Here is a 17,833-nt window from a genome sequence, read left to right as displayed (position 1 = left end):
ACAAGGAAAAGGGGAAAACAGATGTTTACGTATGTAGAAACAAAAATTATTGCTGAAAAAAGAAAACAATTAACTACTAGAATTAAAGAAATTATTACTGAGAGATTAGATTTAGAAATCGAACCACATTTCATTACTGATGATCAGCCATTATTCGGAAGAGGCTTAGGAGTTGACTCCTTGGATGCGTTAGAGCTATTTCTGGCAATTGAAGAGGAATTTGGCGTTGCAGTATATGACGAGAATATGGCAGTACTGGGTTCTATTAATAAAATTGCCGATTTTATTGAAGAAAATAGGGAGGATGATGTGCAGTGAGACCGATATTAAATGCAGATCAAATCCGAAATATCTTACCGCATAAATGGCCATTCCTTTTCTTAGATAAAGTTATTCAACTTGAGCCAGGAAAAAGTGGAATTGGTATTAAAAATGTAACTGTAAGTGAACCTTTTTTTGAAGGGCACTTTCCAAATGAATCAATAATGCCTGGAGTGTTAATTATTGAAGCTTTGGCACAAATGACGGCTGTTGTTTATGTTACAGGAGAACTAGCAAAAATAGATACACATGGTGCATGTTCACCTAAAATAGATCCAAGTTCATATGTGGGTTATTTAGTTTCTGTACGTAATATGAAATTTTTAAAACCTGTAGTACCAGGAGACCAGCTAGAATTACATGTCCAAATTGGAAGATCACTTGGGGTAATCTCACAAGTGGAAATCACGGCTTATGTAGATAAAAAGAAAGTTGCTACTGGTAGTATTCAAGTTTCTAAAAGAGTTGAGGAAATATGATCCATGGTATGGATGTTCAAGTTCGTGAGTGTACAGAGGCAGATAGTGAGAAGTTAGCTCATTTTTATAATAAATATCAATATGGCCCCATTAAATATGGGTATCCCTTAAATAAGCAGGACATCAAGCAATTATTTCGAGAGCGGAAGATACAGTTATATTTAATTGCTGAATATGAAAATGAAATTATAGCTTCCTTATTATTTTCTAGTTTGTCAGGTCAAAGGGCAGCAGTTTCAGATGGGACCTGGGCAGGATTCTTTTTAATTCATCCAGAATTTCGTTCGGGAAATATACCAGATAAATTATTTGCTTATGCGATTAAAAACCTTATCCAACAAGATATTAAATATATTGATACAGAAGTGAATCCGGAAGATAAAGTAGCCATGGCACTCTATAAAAGAGTGGGGTTATATCAAACAAGTAGGTCTTATATAGACTATGATGGCTACCTGAATTTAAGGAGCTATTTACCTTATGTTATTAATTACCTGTTAGATGCATTTAAACCAATTATTTCAAAAAGTGACCAAGATATATGGCTATCTAGAGGTTGGAAAACAGTTAGGGGATTGAAGTCCCTACGTTCTATTCAGAGTAACGCCATAACAAGAAATGGAATTGAAGTTGTAAAGTATGCTATTAATCTTGGAGCAAAAGATGTGAATTGTTGGGTTGATATAAAAAGTGAAAAAATTACTGAGGTAGAAACAGAACAAGTAAGATTCACTAGTTATATTTTAGAAGGAAACAATTTAATTGTTGGAGAGAAGATTCATATCTGTTATGTATATGAAAATCACTTTTCAAATCCTATTGAAGTTGGTATTACATCGAAGATAGGGGACGATTACTTAATTGATTTAAAGAAAACTTTTTATCCAAATAAAAAGTACGAGTGGGAAGAAGTTATAACAGTTACTAAGGAAATTGAGGGAGAACTTGTTACTAAGTTAAAAGCAAAAGAACTAGAACTAACGGTTCATTTTGGAGTAACCATAGCAAATCCGTTAGAAGTAAATGTTGCTAATTATCCTAAGTTAATGAATGGAAAAGAATCTGCATGTATCGTTAATGTAAAAAATAATTCTTTAGATAGATTAATTTACAAACTACTTATTCAACAAGAAAACTCGAAAATACTAGATTTCAAACCGCTAGAAAAACACCAAATCTGTATCATAGAGCCGGGTGAAATAAAGGATCATATTATTGTATTGAATCCTAAAAAAATTGGTATCACTAATATGACATTTTCGGCTGTTAGTCATCAAAATAAAAATATTGGGGAATTAAAGGCAATAATTCCGATTCATGCGCATGGGAAAAATCATGTTTATGAAACAAAAGAATACTTAGTTCTAGAAAATATGTATATAACTGTACAAATAAGTAAAAGTACCGGTTGTTTATATATATATGACCTTAGAAAGCAGCAGTTATTAGCAAAAGAAGCATGGCCAGATCTAGATTATCCATTTTTAAATGCAGTAAAAGAACCGAAAGTAAATGAGCTGTCATGGGAAATAACATCTGATTCATGTTTTGAAATTATTCATGAGGCAACAAGATTAAAGAGAAGCATTTGTTTTTTGTCAGATAAGATAGTTCAAATAAATGATTTCGCACAGGAAGGAAAATATATAAAAATATATCCTTGGTGCATGTTATATGATGCGAAAATGACGGTACCACTAAAGAGTGGGCTAGTTTCTAAACCTATGGTATATGGTGAGTATCCATATGCACTACATGACTATGAATTTGTAAATCAATTTGATCTACCTAGTCATCCAAACATGTATGAGCGAAATTATACATTGTTTGAATCGCAAAATATTAATATTGGATTTATATGGAAAGGAAATATAGAGCGTATCCTATTTGGATTAAGATGGATGCCAGCGGTAATATTTAAACGGAATGATAAAGAAAAATGTATAACAAAAACGCACTATTATACTTTATGTTCCCATGATAGCAAAGATGAAGTGGAAGAAATCTATAACGATATTACTAGTCATACATCCAAATTCATATCTAATAAGATTCCGTACTCAATTGAGACTGACCAATTTCATATTATAAATGAAAACGGGGAATTTCATATTCATGGAAGTCTAAAAAACTTATTTTCTTCCATATTAAAGGGGAAATTAACCTTGTTTTTCCCTCAGACATCTTACGAACAACAATTGTTTATACAAGACATAGAATCTATAAGCAATTTTAATTTTGAATTTAGTGGAAAGGTTAATTGGTCAAAAGCACATTATGCCGTACTTACGTATCAAGATGAATTAAATAGAAATGCGATAACTAAAAAAATATATCTTTTCCTTAAAGGAAGAAATAAATTAACATATAGCGAAAAAAAACAAGAATATCTAGTTCAAAATAATGTACTAAATTTAAAGATTAAAGTAAACCAAAGTAGTAAAATAACAGAATTTATGTATAAAGATAAGGAGATTATAAAAGAAAACTCAGTATTAAGTTCTTATAATTTTTTACCCGGTGTAATGATACCAACAGCTAACTCTTATACTCCAGATTGTAGGAAAGATTTAAGCATTAATTCAATATATCTCAATAAAAGTAATCATTCAGTAGTAGCAACGGAAAATACATATAAGGAATTTATTAATCAGATTTTCTGTCAATCTGATGAGTGGAAAGTTAAATATACAACTGTATATGATCTACCTGTTTTACAAATACAATTGAAAAGCCTACAGAAAGATAAAATAAAAACTAGTGTCTTTCACTTATTCTGGGAGAAAAAAGGAAAAACAAAAATTAAAAAGATGTATTATTGGCAGAATGGAGAGCAAAACACGTTATTACCAAATGGCAAACAAAGAAAGATTTATGTAGATAATAAGGTAATTCTCGAATTATCTAATGGGTTATTTGTATCTATTTTAGCATTATCACATAGTACAAAATGTTTTATATACGAATGGCCCAAAAAAGGGATACAAATCGGAATATATGGTAATCAGAATGAATTTAATGATGGAGATATTCGCTTTAATATTGCAGTTGGAGAAACTTTACTTGATAGTGAATACTTTTCGCAAATTTTATTAGAGGGGAATATGACATGAAAGTATTGTTTATTGCACCTAGTCACTTTAGCATTGGTGAGTTGCACAATGCCTTATGTCTAGCGAAACAAATTGAAGAGGATGGAGAAGTATATTTTTTAACAAGTGAAAAATTCTTATGGTATGCCAATAAATCTGTAGCAAATGTTAGATCACTAACAAAGGGGCTAAAACAAAAAGGGGTTATAAAACAAATCAATAATTTATTTCAACCTGATGCTATTGTTTTAGCTGATTACCATAATTTATTTTTAGAGTCTCCAATTATTGATCTTGATTATCTATTAAACCTAAACATACCTTGTTTTTCTATTGATTCTTTAGCTTGGGGTAGTGAGGATCGATTATTAGAAAATAAACTTTTTAAAAATGCAAATTACAATAGCTTAAAGAAAAGGTCATTGATAGAACTACCTAAAATCCCCTCTCAATTTAAGCTAATTAGAACTTGTCCAGTGAATAGTTATAAACAAGATAGTGAGAATATTACTTCTGTCAAATTATATAAAGAGGCTTTACAAATAGATGAAGAAATAAGAATGAAAATAAGAACACAACTAGGTTGTAGGGAACAAGATAAATTAATTATGATTGCGAAATCATCATGGGCCAACCTATTAGTAAAAATGAGGCTCATGGAGAAGAAACAGTACAATGATGCAAGGTTTAGTTATGAATATATATTACAAGAACTATTAAGCCTATATCTTCAGGACTTTCCAAGCGATACATGTATTAAATTAATTGGGGTTTCAGATGAGACCAAATTTGTTTCTATGAAAAATGGAGGAAAAATAGAATTTGTTTCACTACCATTTCTTCATTTGGAAGAATATGAGCAACTAATATTATCATGTGATTTATTTATCACCGATAATATTACATCCTGCTCAATGGGAAAAGCGGTATTTGGAAAAATACCTGTAATTAGTCTGGTAAACCATTTGGAATATAAAGAATTAAAGACTCAAAGAGATAGCCATAATCCTACCTTAAGAAGCATTATAGAAAAATGGAATTATATACTACCTAATGGACTTTATCCATTTCTTGTATTTCCAAATGGATGGCATAAAGAATTAGCACCATTGATGGATCAAAATGATTATTTTAAATGTGTGCATACTTGTGAAATGTTTGATTTAAAAGAAACTAGTCAAACAATATTTAATATGCTGTATAGCAAAACGGAGATTGATAAATTAAAGAAAATGCAACAACTGTATATAAATAATGTATGTAATCTACCGACAATAAAAGATGTGGTAAAGAGAGAATTGGGGGCGCTTAATCATGAGTAATCAAATTAATGTACAAGAAGAAACTAATGAAGCATATGATGCAGTACGTAACGGAATTGGTGTAATAGATTTATCAACAACAGGAAGAATTGTTGTGAAAGGTGAGGACCATGTAGAGTTCCTAGATCGTCTAGTTACGAAGGATATTATATTTATGGAAGAAGAAACAACACTCTTTACTTTGTTATTACAAGAAGATGGGACTGTAATTGATATTATTAATCTGTTTAAAAATGAGGATTCTCTTACAGTTATTACGACACCGCATAAAAAAGAAATGGTACTAGCCTGGTTGCAAAACCAAAAACCAAGCGGAGTTGAGATTATAGATATAAGTCAAACACATTCTCAAATTGGATTTGAAGGTCCGTATGCATGGAAATTAGCTCAAAAGTTTTTAGACTTCGAAATATCATCACTGCCATTTCAATCATTTGTTTTAAATCAATTATTTGGGAAAGAATTTCTATTAGCAAGAACAGGTGTAACAGCAGAGTATGGTTATCAATTATTGTTTGAAAAATGCCTAGAGCCAATAGTATTAGAAACTGTAAATTCTTTTAAAGAAGATATTAAATTGAAGAAAGTAGATTGGGAAACATTAGAGACGCTAATGTTAGAAATTCGACATCCATATTTTGAATTCAAACATTTAGAAGAACTAAATATTTTTGAAGCTGGTTTAGAATGGTTTATTGATTTTTATAAAGACGAATTTTATGGAAGAGAAGTCTTAGAACAGCAATCGGAAGCTGGCGTAAATAAAAGAATTGTGGGATTCACGACAGGAATAGAGAGCAAAATTACAGTTAATGATGAGATTTTTATAGAGGAACAATTAATTGGTAAAGTTATTGAATTTAAAGAAAGTCCCGTTTTAAACAGGAGACTCGGAATTGCTTTATTAGAGGAACCATTTGCTGTTTCAGGAATTGGATTTTATGTGAAAAATAAAGAAAATGCTTTGTATGAGGCACATACTCAGTCCTCACCATATATTCTACCTAAATCATGGTCAATCAAAATACTGTAAAGGTGATGGCATATGAACATGAATAATCAACGAATCGTCGTAACTGGCATGGGAATTATTTGTTCAAACGGAAATAGTGTAAAAGAATTTTGGGATAATATTAAATCTGGGAAATCTGGTATTAAAGTAATCCAAAATATCGATATGGCTGAAATGGTAACAGATTATGGTGGAGAGATTGAAAACCTTCAGGTAGATGATTACTTCTTTAAGGATGAAATAAAGGATATGGATCGCTGTGGAAAATTAGGTGTCATGGCGGCAAGAGAAGCGGTAGAAAACGCAAAATTAAAAATAGAAAACTTTAATCCATACCGAATTGGAATATCATTAGGCACATCTTTAGGAGGCATGTTGAGCGGGGAAGAATTTCATAATCAGTGGATTAAAGATGGAATTGAAAAAGCAGATGAAACGTTACTTTTTAAGTATCCAATCCATACGCCCTGTGACAATATTACGCGAGACTTAAAAATAAAAGGGCCAAAAATGATTATTTCGAATGCATGTGCCGCTGGTACAAATTCAATTGGATTTGCGCTGGATACAATTCGAAATAACAAAGCAGATATCATGATAACCGGTGGTGTAGATCCCTTATCTAAATTGTCAATGAGTGGTTTTAATAGTTTACAAGCACTAGCACCAACGCCACCATCGCCCTATAGCAAGAGTAATGGCGTGGTAATCGGAGAAGGTGCAGCTATTCTTGTTTTGGAATCATTAGATCATGCGATTAAAAGGGGTGCAAATATCCTAGCTGAAGTAGTAGATTACGATTTATCTTCAGATGCATATCATCAGACAGCACCAGATCCGGGCGGGGAAGGTGCTTTGAGATCCATGCGAGGTGCTTTAAAAAAAGCCAGCATAGATGCTAAGGAAGTAAGTTATATCAATGGACATGGTACAGGTACACCAGCAAATGATGTATCAGAGCCAAAAGCAATTCGTACATTAATTAATGAAAATAAGACACCAGTTTCTTCAACTAAATCAATGATAGGACATATGTTAGGAGCCGCAGGGGCAGCGGAAGCAGTAACAAGTATTCTTGCTATTCAACATGGATATTTACCCCCAACTATAAACTTTGAAGTTGAAAGTCAAAAATTTAATCTAGATTTTGTACCTAACATAGGTAGGGTAAGTGATTTGAGTTATGTACTATCAAATTCATTTGCTTTCGGAGGGAATAATGCAAGTATTTTATTCTGTAAGTACAATGAGAACCACGTATTATCAGAGGAAAAGGAAACGCTAATTAAAGAAAAAAAAGTCGTAATTACTGGTGTAGGTGGACTTGCTGGGAATTCTTCAAACCTTCAAGAAATTAAAGATTGTATGTTTAAGGGAAAAAGTGGTACCTCAAAGATTAAACATTGGAACGACAATCCTAAATGCATACAAGCCGGGAAAATACCAGAACAAAACTATCGAAGGCTGATACATCCTAATTTATTAAGGAAGATGGATTCAATTAGCAAACATGCAGTATTGTCAGTGAAAATGGCTATAGAAAACGGGAACTTAAAGATAGATAAAAATAATAGGGACAAGATAGGAATTATTTTTGCAACTGGTACTGGACCAGTTGGAACGGTAGAATCATTTAACCGAATTATTATCCAAGAGGGTGTTAAGGCCGCCAATGCTAAATTATTTCCAAACACAGTTATGAACGCAGCAGCTGGACATATTTCATTAAACTTTAAAATAAAAGGGCCTACTTCAACTATTTCATGTGGCGGGGTTTCTGGTATTAGTGCACTATACTATGCCTATGCCATGATTCAATCTAGTGATTATGACACATTCGTTGTGGTAACGGCAGATGAAGTAAATAATCCAATAATAGAGGGACACTCAAAAATAAAAAGATACTTAACAACTGAGAATATAAGTCCTTTTGATTGTAATAATAGCGGTACCATACTTGGTGAAGGGAGCGTTGCCTTTATTGTAGAAAGTGAGGAGGCAGCGTTAAAAAGAAATGGTAATATTTTAGCTGAAATTAAAGGTTTTGGGTTAACATCTGATGATAGTAAAATAGGGGACTTAAATCATCTAGGAAAGGCATGGGAGGAATCTATGCGTTTAGCAATGAAAGAGGCGATGATTTCTCCAGGAGAGATAGAATATATTTGTGCAGCTGCCAATGGTCATACATATTTTGACCGTATTGAAGAGAGAGTTATAGAACGTATATTCGGAAACAGAGCTCCTGTTAGTGCCACAAAATCTATCTTTGGGGAAACTCATGCAACTGCAGGCCTTCTTTCTCTCATTAGTGTAATATGTGCATTTGATGGTGAAATACCGACTACGCAAAATGTAAAGAGTCATAGAGGAAGAATCGATCTCGTCACAGGAAATGCTCGTAAGGCTCCGGTGAGCAATGCCTTAATTAGTACATATTCTTATGGTGGTAATTATAATTCTGTTGTAATAGGAAAATATTTAAATTAATTATTTATGTAGGAGGCCACTTTTATTAAGTATGTATCGGTCTCCTGCAAAATAAGCTATATAGTTTTTAAAGCTTAAGCTCTTAATTGAGCATATCAGAAAAACTATGAAGGAGCATAATGCCATGAAAGGTATCATTCTTGCAGGTGGGAACGGTACTAGATTGTACCCCCTTACCCAAATTGTATCGAAGCAATTATTACCTATCTATGATAAACCCATGATTTATTATCCTTTATCAGTACTAATGTTGGCGGGTATAAGAGAGATACTAATTATTTCAACGCCACAAGATATTAATAAATTTGAGCAAATGTTAGGTGATGGTTCAAAATATGGAATTACCCTTTCATATACTGTTCAGCCTTATCCAGAAGGTATAGCACAAGCATTTATTATAGCTGAGGAATTTATTGGAAATGATAATGTAGCTTTAATTCTTGGCGATAATATCTTTTATGGTCATGGACTAACAGAATTACTAGAAAAGGCTGTTAAGAAGACTAGGGGAGCTACAGTTTTTGGTTATTATGTCAATGATCCAGAGCGCTTTGGGGTAGTAGAGTTTGATTCTAAAAAGCATGTGATTGATATCATGGAAAAGCCAAAGGAACCAAAATCAAACTATGCAGTAACTGGCCTGTATTTTTATGATAAACGTGTGATAGAAATAGCAAAAAATATTAAACCATCTAATCGTGGGGAATTAGAGATAACAGATATAAACAAAGAATATCTTGAAATGGGAGAATTAGAAGTTGAATTATTGGGAAGAGGCTATGCATGGCTGGATACAGGTACACACGAATCATTATTAGAAGCAGCACAATTTATAGAAACAATTGAGAAAAGACAGAGTTTAAAAGTAGCTTGTTTAGAAGAAATTGCATTTAAAAAGAAATATATAACCAAGCAACAACTATTAAAAATGGCAAATTCGGTAAAGGAAAATCAATACAGCCGATATTTACTAAGGGTTGCCCATCAATAGCATTTAAATGAATGGAGAGAGAAGAATGCGTAAAATTCATACAGCATTAGATGGTGTTTTTATTATAGAGCTTGATAAATGCAGTGACAAACGTGGTTACTTCATAGAAACATATAATAAGAAAAAATTTGAACTTTTAGATTTACAGGGAGAATTTGTACAAGATAATCAATCATTATCTGTTCACACAGGCACGATACGTGGGCTGCATTATCAGTTGAATCCTAAAGCCCAAATAAAGGTAGTGAGCTGCATTGCTGGTTCTATTTACGATGTAGTGGTAGATATTCGAAAGGGTTCCCCCACGTACGGGCAATGGTTCGGAACAATTTTAAGTGAGTATAATAACCGTCTACTTACCGTTCCTAAAGGGTTTGCACATGGTTTTTGTACAACAGAACCTAATACTATCGTTCAGTATAAAGTAGATGAGTATTATTCACCTAACCATGAAGGCGGAATTCTATGGAATGATGAAACGATAGGAATATTTTGGCCAACTAATCAACCAATTTTATCAGAAAAAGATAGAAAACTGCCTAGATTAAAAGATACTAATATCAACTTTGTTTATGGAGATGATTTTAATTGAAATTATTAATAACGGGTGGGGCAGGATTTATTGGTAGTAATTTTATTCGGTATATGTTAAAGAAATATCCTCAATACCAAATTGTAAATGTAGATTTATTAACATATGCAGGAAATTTATTTAATTTAAAGGAAATATCACTAAATCAAAATTATAAATTCATCAAAGGGGATATTTCAAATGAAATATTCATAGATAAGCTATTTAAAAAAGAAAAATTTGATTATGTATTAAATTTCGCAGCAGAATCTCACGTTGATAGAAGTATTAAAACTCCCCATATCTTTGTCCAAACTAACATATTAGGTACACAAGCCTTATTACACTCAGCATATAAAACAAAAGTGAAAAAGTTTGTACAAATTTCTACAGATGAAGTATATGGGACATTATCTCAAACGGGTGCGTTTACAGAGCATACACTAATAGCTCCTAATAGTCCTTATAGTGCAAGTAAAGCTAGTGCAGACTTCATGGTACGAGCGTATCATGAGACATTCGGTTTACCTATGAATATAACTCGTTGTTCCAATAATTATGGTCCTTATCAGTTCACGGAAAAATTAATACCATTAACAATAACTCATGCGTTAAATAATAAAAATATTCCTCTATACGGTGATGGATTACATATAAGAGATTGGCTTCATGTAGAGGATCACTGTGTAGCTATTGATTTAGTTCTGCATGGTGGAGCAGATGGGCACATTTATAATATCGGAGGAGATAATGAATATACAAATCTAGATATTGTACAAAAAGTACTCAAATTCCTAAATAAAGATCAATCGCAAATTACATTTACCTCAGATCGCTTAGGACATGATAGACGTTACGCCATGGATGCTACTAAGTTGAAAGAAGAATTAGGTTGGACACCACACTATCTATTTGATGATGGACTTACCCAAACAATTAAGTGGTATATAGATAACCGTACGTGGTGGGAATGAATTTTATTAACTAAAAATTACATAAGTTAAACGAGGAATTTTAAAATGAAGATACTGATAACGGGAGTAGATGGGCAACTAGGACAAACTTTAATGCAAGTACTCAGCAGAACACATCATGAGCTATATGGTGTGAATCGTACCACGTTAGATATTACAAATAAAATAAGAGTTAGCTCTTATCTTGATAGGTTAAAGCCAGATGTAATTGTACACTGTGCAGCATTTACAAATGTAGATGGGGCAGAGAAAAATAAAGGACTGGCATATGAAGTAAATGTATTAGGTACCAATTATATTGCTCAAGCTGCAGGAAGAATAAAATGTAAATTTGTATATATTAGTACGGATTATGTGTTTGATGGCGAAAAGCATACACCATACAATCTTGTGGATCGTCCTAATCCATTAAATATATATGGAGAAACAAAATTAGCTGGAGAACATTTAGTAACAAAATACACGAATAATCATTTTATTATTAGAACTTCGTGGATATTTGGAAAGGGAGACGGTCACTTTATCGCTAAGATAAAAAAAATAGCAAATCTATACGGTGAAGTCCGCGTGGTATCTGACCAGTTTGGTTCACCTACCTATGCACTAGATTTAGCAAATTTTATTGCAGAGTTATTAGCGACGAATCAATACGGATTATATCATGTGACAAACGAAGGAATATGTTCATGGCATGAGTTTGCAGCTGAATTTTTTAAAGACTTCAATAAAGACATCAATATAATTCCCTTAACGACGGAAGAATTCCCGCAAATAGCCAATCGACCTAAATATTCAGTGTTAAGCAAAGATTGCATTATCCTGAATGGATTAAAACCATTAAGACATTGGAAAGAAGCATTAAAAGAGTATAAGGAACAATTTAATAGTAGATAATCATTTTAATTTATATAAAATTAGCCAGTAAATATAGCTTTATTTTTTAGTAAGTTGCAGTTGAATTTTTTAGAAATTTGTCGTTTATAAAGTATTAACTGTAAAATAAAAAACCACTACTTAAAGTAGTGGTTTTTTATTTTACAACTATACATTAAATCGTAACAAAAGCCATTATACATTCGCTGAAAGATTAACGGTACATTCACTATTTTAGCATAGTTGCATTCAAATAAATGTTCCAATCTAGTGAACTTTCAAGTTTGAATAGATTTAGATAATACCTATTATGTAATTAATTCATTATTACAGATGGGCATAAATTAATAATTAGTATTTGAATTAGTTTTCCTCAAAGAATCAAACAGAATTTCGGCAGCTTGCTATTACTATTTTCCCTTTGTTATCACGTATAATAACAAAGAATATTTTGATGGTAGTATAAATGATGCTTGAGAAGCAAACAGAAAAAACAATTATGGCGTAAAAACAATTTAAACATGTATAAACATTGAAATCACAGGAGTAATGCTTTAATAATTTGAAAAGCTTATTATGTAACAAATATTAATAATTAAAGATTATAATTTTTCACCAGTAGATTCCCTCCTAAACTTTCGTGAAGGTAGATAGCGCCAGAACCTTTCCAATTTATTTAATTATTTGATTTCAATGGAATATTATGTTAGAAGAGGGAATTACAAAGAATCTAGTCAAAAGTTTTTAAGCATTTTTATTAAATTATACTCTGCGGTCTATAACAGCAAACCTGTCACTCTAAATTAATAGCTTCAAAACAAAAAAAGCCGCTTACTTTAGTGGCTTTTTTGTGGGTAATGAAGATCAAATACTAAATTGAAACACAATCCGTTACGCATTCACTGAGAGGTTGACCGCTTACATTAATTATTTTAGCATAGTTGGATTCGATTGAATGTTCCAATTTAGTGAACTTTCAAATCCCAATTCGATCAGCACATGCTAATAGGGGTCACCATACATGCCCATCAACTTAAGAGATTTTAATACCCCCAAGTACCAAAAATCTGTTTCTTTAAAATAAATTTTTATCAATCATGTGCTAATAACCATGGATAAATTAATGAATTTGAATTTTGAAAAACATGAATATTTTGGAGTATATGTTATTGGGCATTAGCACCCTTTACCTGGGTAAAGAGAATGTTATTCATGTATGTAATTCATAACTGCTCGAATGTAACTTTCTAAAGGCTGTTTAGTATCTACAACTAAACACTTATATTCAGAAGGTTTTTTACTATTCTTGATAGTATATTTAAAAGATTCTTCAGACTGTATCTCTTTAATTTGGCTTAGCATTCTATCACGGTTTTTTAATCTGAAATTTATTTCATTACTATCATCTAGGTAACATTCAATATATTTATATTTAACATTATATTTTTTTGATAAATCTGTTCCTTTTTCAACCATTTCTTCATACAAGCAAGGACTATCAAATATTACAGCCTGTCCCTCTGATAAGTGAAATTCAATTAAAGACCAATCAATATTGTATGAAATCTTACCAGCAAGCTTTACATCAATTGGAGCTTCCTCAATGGAAAGTAATAAAGCGGTTTTTACAATATCGTGGTCAATAATAACTGCTCCTGTTCTCTTAGCGATTTTTCGAGCAAGTGTTGACTTACCAGAGCCAGGGAAACCTGACATTTGAACAAAAAACATATAAAACACCCTCTCATGTATTCTCTTTTAACTATCCTTCATCCGTCAGTTTAACCGAGTGAAAATTCCGAATTCTTATTATAGGATTTTAACCAAACCTTATTACAAACGATCAATTTTTATTATACATTAACAAACTTTATTCAAAAGCCTCAAAAACGTTATTCTTTCTAAAGAAGCTAGATTAGAAAGGATGACATTTTCTTATGAATCTCTCGATACAAGATGAACTACAACCATTTGTGGAAGAATTACAACGATATATTACACCTGTATTTTTAGACGAACTCGCAAGAGAAATCGGATTTATAAAGCGAAAACGTAAGTTTTCTGGCTCAGACTTAGCTACGATTTGTATTTGGATCAGTCAACGAGTAGCAAGTGATCCCTTAGTACGATTATGTAGTAGGCTTCATGCAGCCACTGGTACTTTACTCAGCCCTGAGGGCTTAAATAAACGTTTAAACGCTAAAGCAGTTTTGTTTTTAAAACATATTTTTTCTTTACTATTACAACAAAAAGTATGTGAACAAACACAAATCTCTAACCATCTCTTCTCTTATTTTCAACGAATCCATATCCTAGATGCTACCGTATTTCAGGCGCCAAGTGCTTTAGAGGATGTATATCCAGGCTCTGGAGGCTGTGCTCAAACAGCCGGAATCAAAATTCAATTAGAATATGATCTGCACAGTGGAGAATTTCTTAACTTTCAAGTTGGACCAGGAAAAAATAACGACAAAACATTTGGCACGGAGTGCTTAAATACTTTACGACCAGGAGATTTATGTATTCGTGATTTGGGTTATTTTTCATTGGAAGACTTAGATCAAATGGATCAACGAGGTACATACTATATTTCTCGTTTAAAATTAAATACGAATGTATATGTGAAAAATCCAGCTCCAGAACACTTTAAAAATGGTGCCATTAAGAAACAATCGGAATACATACAAGTCGATGTGAAACAGATTTTGAAACAACTACAGCCTGGAGAAACATTTGAATTAAAACATGCTTATATAGGTGATAAACAACAACTATTTGCACGTGTTATTTTTAATCGATTAACAGAAGAGCAACTTCAAAAAAGACGGGCGAAGATTGCGGAAAAAGAAAAATCTAAAAATAGAACGTACTCAGAGAAAAGTAAATTGGTAGCTGGATTAAACGTGTACGTGACGAATATACCTTGGGAATGGGTTCCGATGGAACAGGTACATGAATTATATACTTTACGTTGGCAAATAGAGATTATCTTTAAAACGTGGAAATCACTTTTCAAAATAGACCATTATCGTCATGTAAAACAGGAACGATTAGAGTGCCAATTATATGGAAAGCTAATCGCTATCTTCCTGTGCTCCTCTACTATGTTTAAAATGCGTCAACTTCTTTTAAAAAAGAAGAAAAGAGAATTAAGCGAATATAAAGCGATTGGAATAATTCAAGATCATTTACACCTGTTGTATCAAGCTATACGACAAAGCACCATAGAAATGACAAAGATTCTAATCCGCCTATTCCACCTCCTAGAGAAGAATGGACGGAAATCTCATAGATATGAGAAAAAGACAGTCTTTGATATTATGGGTGTTGTCTATGAGTATAGTAGGCTTGGAAAACAAAAGAAAGCAGCATAATTTTTAAAAATGATACCTATCTAGGTTTATTTGGTATGTTCATTTTTAAGGACACAAAATATTTTAAGTTTTTTTCGTTCATATGAACGAAAGTTAACTTTATTTTCCTTCTTAAGTTGATGGGCATGGGGTCACCATACATGCCCATCAACTTAAGAATTTAGAATTACCCCAAAACGAAAAAATGAGTTTTTTTTGTTACAAGTTAGCACAAAAATTTCGTTCTGGGGGTACTATAAAATTTCCGCTTGATGGCGATGTGGTAGATACCCCAGTGTACAAAATGACAGTATTTCTTGCACCAGAACCAACGAAAGTAATTTAATGTAAAAAATAGTTAAAAATCCAAGCACGTGTTATTATTATATAGGGAATTTAAAATTAAAGTTGTATCTGGAGAGGAAGTGTTATAAATGAAAACAACAAAAGGGAAACTATCTTTTAGCATTGATATTATAGGCTTTATAGCTTCTATAATAATGATTATTGTAACTTTGGTTAATTTTAGAACATGGCTACATCCACTTACATTCTTTACCGTGGGACTAGTCTTCTTTATTAATATAGTAAAGACCCTTAAGGGAAAAGGGCGTAATTTAAATTAAAAATTTGATTCTTAAATGCTTATATTTTATAAAGCATGTTAGTATCTTTTTAATAGTGGTCACCATCCATCACCATCAAATTAAAATAAATTTGTATCCATATAGCAAAAAAATCACTATTCTTTTTGTAGAAATATACAGAAAGGATGGCATTTTTTATGAATCTTTCGATTCAAGATGAACTCCAATTATTTGCTGAGGAATTATATCAATATTTTACTCCTTCATTCTTAGAGGAGCTTGCTAGAGAATTAGATTTTGTTCAAAGAAAGCGTAAGTTTTCAGGGCATGACTTAGCCACTATCTGTGTTTGGGTGAGTCAACGGATAGCGAGTGATTCTTTAGTTAGACTGTGTAGTCAACTACATGCAGCTACAGGAACTCTTATTAGTCCAGAAGGACTAAATAAACGCTTCAATAATAAAGCTGTTTGCTTTTTAAAACATGTTTTCTCTGCATTATTAAAAAATAAAGTTTATGAAACTTCAGTGATTCCAAGCTCTTCACTAACCCATTTTCAACGAATTCGCATTTTAGATGCAACGATTTTTCAAGTACCAAAACACTTAGCTAGTGTGTATCCCGGTTCGGGGGGGTGTGCACAAACAGCAGGTATAAAGATTCAATTGGAATATGATTTACATAGTGGGCAGTTTTTAAATTTTCAAGTTGAACCAGGGAAGAATAATGATAAAACTTTTGGAACAGAATGTTTAGCGACATTACGACCTGGCGACCTCTGTATTCGAGATTTGGGTTATTATTCACTGGACGATTTAGATCAAATGGACCAACGCGGGGTATATTATATATCGCGGCTGAAATTAAATAATATGGTGTATATCAAAAATGATTTTCCTGAATACTTTCGAAATGGGACAGTAAAAAAACAGTCTCAGTACATCAAAGTTGATTTAGAACACATTATGAATACCTTAAAACCAGGACAGGTCTATGAAATAACAGATGCTTATATTGGAAAGGATAAAAAACTATTTACACGCGTTATTATATATCGATTAACTGAAAAACAACTTCGAGAACGTAAGAAAAAACAAGTGTATACCGAAAGTAAAAAGGGTATTACGTACTCAGAGAAAAGCAAACGATTAGCTGGTATGAACATTTATGTTACCAATACACCTTTGGAATGGGTTCCGATGGAACAAATACATGATTTTTATTCCCTCCGCTGGCAGATTGAAATTATCTTTAAAACTTGGAAATCCTTATTTCAAATTCATGATTTGCACAATGTCAAACGAGAGCGATTAGAATGCCATTGGAATGATTCAAGACCATCTATACATTCTTTATCAAGCTATACAGCAAAACACCCGAGAAATAACAAAGATTTTAATCCGCCTGTTCCATCTTCTACAGAAGAATGGACGGAAATCTCACAGATATGAGAAGAAGACTGTCTTTGATATTATGGGTGTTGTCTATGAATATAATGAATTGAGAAAACAAAAGAAAATTGCATAATTAAAAAAGTGAAACCCGTTAGGGTTTATTTGGTATGCGCATTTTTAAGAATATACTGCTATTTTAAGAGTGTAACCCGGCTGAACAAAAGTTCAGTCTGGTTACACTCTTAAGTTGATGGGCATGTATGGTGACCCCTAATATAGCTGGAGGTTCATGGATATGGATAAAAATTACTTATTAATATAGGAACTATATTGTCTTCTAAATGTCGTTAGATTTATTATTACAGTTATTAAAG

The 17,833-nt window shown here is 32.4% G+C and carries 13 protein-coding genes and 1 pseudogene; 13 read left to right on the top strand and 1 reads right to left on the bottom strand.

The annotated features are described in order from the left end of the window. The first annotated feature begins 21 nt into the window (after positions 1 to 21). The 10 genes from NST86_RS30840 to rfbD all read left to right on the top strand — a co-directional run bounded on the left by NST86_RS30840 (position 22) and on the right by rfbD (position 12,146). Positions 22 to 318 (top strand): acyl carrier protein, encoded by a 297-nt coding sequence (locus NST86_RS30840; protein WP_000495741.1) that lies wholly within the window; start codon positions 22 to 24, stop codon positions 316 to 318. Continuing rightward, complete coding sequence (fabZ, locus tag NST86_RS30835) at positions 315 to 800, top strand: 3-hydroxyacyl-ACP dehydratase FabZ (RefSeq protein ID WP_001247406.1); 486 nt, start codon at positions 315 to 317, stop codon at positions 798 to 800. Before NST86_RS30840 ends, fabZ begins: the two co-directional genes overlap by 4 nt. Beyond that, a complete protein-coding gene (locus tag NST86_RS30830) occupies positions 797 to 3,913 on the top strand; it encodes a GNAT family N-acetyltransferase (RefSeq protein ID WP_098617116.1) in 3,117 nt (1,038 codons plus the stop codon). The genes fabZ and NST86_RS30830 overlap by 4 nt, the downstream gene beginning before the upstream one ends. Then, positions 3,910 to 5,214, top strand: a complete 1,305-nt coding sequence (locus tag NST86_RS30825; protein WP_086391770.1) for a DUF6365 family protein — start codon at positions 3,910 to 3,912, stop codon at positions 5,212 to 5,214. Before NST86_RS30830 ends, NST86_RS30825 begins: the two co-directional genes overlap by 4 nt. Beyond that, the gene (locus NST86_RS30820) at positions 5,207 to 6,247 is read left to right on the top strand and encodes an aminomethyltransferase family protein (protein ID WP_098617117.1); all 1,041 of its coding nucleotides are present in this window, start codon (positions 5,207 to 5,209) and stop codon (positions 6,245 to 6,247) included. Before NST86_RS30825 ends, NST86_RS30820 begins: the two co-directional genes overlap by 8 nt. A gap of 12 nt (positions 6,248 to 6,259) precedes the next feature. Further along, positions 6,260 to 8,716 carry a beta-ketoacyl-[acyl-carrier-protein] synthase family protein gene (locus tag NST86_RS30815; RefSeq protein ID WP_086391771.1) on the top strand — a complete coding sequence of 819 codons (2,457 nt, stop codon included), beginning with the start codon at positions 6,260 to 6,262 and terminating at the stop codon, positions 8,714 to 8,716. Positions 8,717 to 8,840: 124 nt separating this feature from the next. Beyond that, complete coding sequence (gene rfbA / locus NST86_RS30810) at positions 8,841 to 9,707, top strand: glucose-1-phosphate thymidylyltransferase RfbA (RefSeq protein WP_086391772.1); 867 nt, start codon at positions 8,841 to 8,843, stop codon at positions 9,705 to 9,707. 25 nt (positions 9,708 to 9,732) lie between these two features. Continuing rightward, a complete protein-coding gene (gene rfbC / locus NST86_RS30805; protein ID WP_098617118.1) occupies positions 9,733 to 10,299 on the top strand; it encodes a dTDP-4-dehydrorhamnose 3,5-epimerase in 567 nt (188 codons plus the stop codon). Beyond that, positions 10,296 to 11,252: a dTDP-glucose 4,6-dehydratase gene (rfbB, locus tag NST86_RS30800; protein ID WP_086391774.1), complete on the top strand. Its 957-nt coding sequence runs from the start codon at positions 10,296 to 10,298 to the stop codon at positions 11,250 to 11,252. Before rfbC ends, rfbB begins: the two co-directional genes overlap by 4 nt. Positions 11,253 to 11,297: 45 nt before the next feature. Continuing rightward, positions 11,298 to 12,146 carry a dTDP-4-dehydrorhamnose reductase gene (gene rfbD / locus NST86_RS30795; RefSeq protein ID WP_086391775.1) on the top strand — a complete coding sequence of 283 codons (849 nt, stop codon included), beginning with the start codon at positions 11,298 to 11,300 and terminating at the stop codon, positions 12,144 to 12,146. 1,185 nt (positions 12,147 to 13,331) lie between these two features. Here rfbD and NST86_RS30790 read toward each other — a convergent pair. Further along, complete coding sequence (locus tag NST86_RS30790) at positions 13,332 to 13,856, bottom strand: AAA family ATPase (protein ID WP_086391776.1); 525 nt, start codon at positions 13,854 to 13,856, stop codon at positions 13,332 to 13,334. A 206-nt stretch (positions 13,857 to 14,062) separates the two neighbouring features. On the opposite strand from NST86_RS30790, the gene NST86_RS30785 reads away from it, so the two are divergent. The 3 genes and pseudogenes from NST86_RS30785 (at position 14,063) to NST86_RS30775 (ending at position 17,592) form a co-directional block, all read left to right on the top strand. Continuing rightward, positions 14,063 to 15,499 carry an IS4 family transposase gene (locus NST86_RS30785; protein ID WP_086391777.1) on the top strand — a complete coding sequence of 479 codons (1,437 nt, stop codon included), beginning with the start codon at positions 14,063 to 14,065 and terminating at the stop codon, positions 15,497 to 15,499. Positions 15,500 to 15,912: 413 nt separating this feature from the next. Next, the gene (locus NST86_RS30780) at positions 15,913 to 16,104 is read left to right on the top strand and encodes a hypothetical protein (RefSeq protein ID WP_086391778.1); all 192 of its coding nucleotides are present in this window, start codon (positions 15,913 to 15,915) and stop codon (positions 16,102 to 16,104) included. Positions 16,105 to 16,262: 158 nt separating this feature from the next. Then, positions 16,263 to 17,592: pseudogene (locus NST86_RS30775) on the top strand (IS4 family transposase). The last annotated feature ends 241 nt before the right edge of the window (positions 17,593 to 17,833 follow it).

This window comes from Bacillus sp. FSL L8-0199, from assembly GCF_038005705.1.
GTDB lineage: Bacteria > Bacillota > Bacilli > Bacillales > Bacillaceae_G > Bacillus_A > Bacillus_A cereus.
This window is presented reverse-complemented; position numbering and strand designations above follow the sequence as displayed.